At 71.0% G+C, this 3,359-nt stretch carries 2 protein-coding genes; both read left to right on the forward strand.

Annotation, left to right across the window (positions count from 1 at the left end; translation table 11 throughout):
• The coding region (locus F4X11_02840) for a PQQ-binding-like beta-propeller repeat protein (GenBank protein MYN63952.1) at positions 1-2,090 on the forward strand (2,090 nt) is incomplete at its 5' end.
• 34 nt (positions 2,091-2,124) lie between these two features.
• A partial coding sequence (locus F4X11_02845) for an acyltransferase (protein MYN63953.1) occupies positions 2,125-3,359 on the forward strand: 1,235 nt, incomplete at its 3' end.

Genomic DNA, 3,359 nt, shown 5'->3' on the forward strand with positions numbered 1-3,359 from the left:
GGATCAGGATGCCCGCGCGGCGCAACGGGGTATCAACACGCAAACGCCCGGAGGGATCCATGCCGGCGAGGCGACGAAGAGGTGATCCGGAGCAGGCCCGTCACTTCCGTGCGGCAGGCACGGTCTTCGCAGGAATCGCGACGGCCTTCGCGTTCGTGGCCTGCACCGGCGCCGGTGCGGACTCCGACCGGTTGCCGCCGCCTAGCGATGAGTGGACGTACTACGGCGGGCAGAACTCCTTCAACCGGTATTCTCCGCTCACGCAGATCGACGGCGAGAACGTGGACGCAGTGCAGGTTCTTTGGCGGCGGCCGGCCGTCGACGGCGCGCTGACGGCCGAGTATCCGGAGCTCGACTTCAACAACTACCTGCGCGGGACGCCCGTCCTCGTTGACGGGACGCTGTACGCGCCCAACGCCGTCGGGCTCGTGGAGGCCTTCGATCCGGGGACGGGGGAGACGCGCTGGGTTCAGCGGCCGGAATCGGAGGAGGACGTGCGCGGGCGGAGCTTCCGGGGCGTCGCCTACTGGCGCGGTTCCGGTACGGGTAGCGGGGACGGCGGTGCCGATGGTGGCGTCGGGGACTCCGCCGGGCGGATCATCTCGGTCCGCGGTCCCTCGATGTACGCGCTGGATGCGGCGACCGGTAAGCGCGTCGCGTCGTTCGGCGACGGCGGTAGGGTGGACCTGCAGCTTCCGGCCGGGGGACGGTACGGCTGGAGTTCGGGGCCGATCGTGGTCGGGGACGTCATCGTCCTCGCGGGGACCGTGGACGGAGCCGGGGACGGAGGCACGGAGTGGCGGGGGAGCGTCCGCGAGGACATCCGCGGCTTCGACGCCCGCACCGGCCGGCTCCTCTGGACCTTCCACGTGATCCCGGAGGAGGGGGAGTTCGGGGCGGACACCTGGGGCGGCGGGTCGCTCGCGGAATCCGGGGACCTCGGCTCGTGGTGCTGCCTGAGCGCGGACGACGAACTCGGCTACGTCTACGTGCCGCTCTCGGCGCCGACCTCTGCCTACTACGGGGGGCACCGGCCCGGCGACAACCTGTTCTCGAACAGCCTCGTCGCGCTCGACGCGGCGACGGGCGAGCGGGTGTGGCACTTCCAGATGGTGCACCACGACATCTGGGAGTACGACACCGTGGGCCCGCCGGTGCTGGGCCGCATCCACGTGGACGGGCGCGCGATCGACGCGGTGATGCAGGCGAGCAAGACGGCCTTCCTCTACACCTTCGACCGGCGGACCGGGGAGCCCGTGTGGCCGATCGAAGAGGTGGAAGTCCCGCAATCCACGGTGCCGGGCGAGGCGACCTCGCCGACGCAGCCGATCCCGAGCCGGCCGCCCGCCTTCGACCGCCAGGGCGTGACGCCGGAAGACGTGATCGACTTCACGCCGGAGATCCGCGAGCGGGCGCTCGCGCTCGCCGACTCGCTCGTCATGGGGCCGCTGTTCACGCCGCCCATGGAGCGGGAGTCGGTGGAGGGGAAGATCGGGACGTACGTCATCCCGGGCGCGTGGGGGGCGGGGAACTGGAACACCGGCGCCTTCGATCCCGAGACGGGCGTCTACTACGCCGTGTCGCACACGCTTCCGAACGTGTGGAGTCTGTCGGAGAACCCGGAACCGGGAGAGATGGAGTTCGGTACGCAGGGAGGATGGCCGCGGGCCGAGATCGAGGGTCTGCCGCTCGTGAAGCCGCCGTGGGGACGGATCACGGCGATCGACATGAACCGGGGCGAGCACCTCTGGATGGCGGCGAACGGAGACGGTCCCAACGACCATCCGCTCCTCGAGGGCCTGGACCTTCCACCGCTTGGGAACGCGAACCGGCCGGCGCCGCTCGTCACGGGGTCGCTGCTCTTCATCGGCGAGGGGAGCGACGCCGTGATCGGAACGCCGGACACGCACTGGGGGACGACCTTCAGGGCCTACGACAAGGGGACGGGCGAGGTGGTGTGGGAGACGGAACTCCCGTCGGGGACGACGGGCGGGCCCATGACGTACCTGCACGAGGGGAAGCAGTATATCGTGGTCGCGGTCGGAGGGAGCGAGCATCCGGCCGAGTACGTGGCGCTGGGCCTGCCGTGAGGCGCAGCGTCGATACGGGCGCGGAGGGCGCGGCGTGAGCGGTCTCTGGTCGCGGGCGGCGGCCGTGGCGGCCCGGACGCCGGAGTCGCGCAACCGGTACGTCGACTTCCTGCGCGCCCTGTCGATCGGGGCCGTGGTGCTCGGGCACTGGATCCAGACAGCGCCGTACACGGGAGGCGGCGACATCGCGCTCTCGAGCGTGCTCGAACACCAGTCGTGGACGCGCTGGCTCACGTGGGTCTTTCAGGTGATGCCGATCTTCTTCCTCGTCGGCGGCTACTCGAACGGCGCCTCATGGCAGTCCGCGAGAGACAGGGGGAGGAGTTACGCGGAGTGGCTGCAGGTGCGGCTCCGGCGCCTGCTCGGACCGGTACAGGTTCTGCTCGGGGTCTGGATGCTGCTTGCCATCGGCATGGCATTGGGCGGCGTCGATGCGGGGTTCGTTGGCGAGCTGTCGCAGATGGCGCTCATCCCGGTCTGGTTTCTCGCCGTCTACGTCATGGTCGTGCTCATCGTGCCGCTGACGCACGCGGCCTGGCGGCGGTACGGGCTGTGGTCGTTCTGGGCGCTGGTCGCCGCCGCGATCGTGGACGATGTCCTCTTCCTCACCGCCGATCTGACCGTGGTGGGCTGGGCCAACTACGCCTTCATCTGGGTCGCCGTCCACCAGCTGGGTTACGCGTGGCGCGACGGCTACGCGGCGGGCCTGCGGAGGGGCGCCGCGTGGGCCGCCCTGGGCGCGGCGGCGCTCGTAGGGATGGTGACGCTCGGGCCGTACCCGATCAGCATGGTGAGCGTCCCCGGCGACGCGATCAGCAACTCGCTGCCGCCGAAGCTGCCCATGCTGGCGCTGGCCCTCGTGCATACGGGACTGCTGCTGTCGCTTGAGGGCCCGATGCGGCGCTGGCTCGACCGGCCCGCGCCGTGGACGGCGACGGTGCTCGTGAACGGTATGATCATGACGATCTTCCTCTGGCACCTGACGGCCGCCACTCTGATGATCGGCGCCGCGCTGCTTCCCGGAGGCGTGGGTCTGGACGTCGACCCCGCCGGCGCGGGATGGTGGGCAGTCCGGCCGGTCTGGCTGGCCGTGTACGCGCTCGCGCTGGTTCCGTGCGTGCTCGCTTTCGGCAGTCTCGAGCGGCGCGGCGGAGCGGGGCGGATGCGTCCGGGCTGGCTTCTCGCGGGGGGCGCGACCGTGGCCTGCGCCGGCTTGGCGCTCCTCGCGCTCGGCGGCGTGGCGGCGGAGGGGGGCGGGCCGTTCGGGCT

This window comes from Acidobacteriota bacterium (genome assembly GCA_009861545.1).
Taxonomy (GTDB): Bacteria; Acidobacteriota; Vicinamibacteria; order Vicinamibacterales; family UBA8438; genus WTFV01.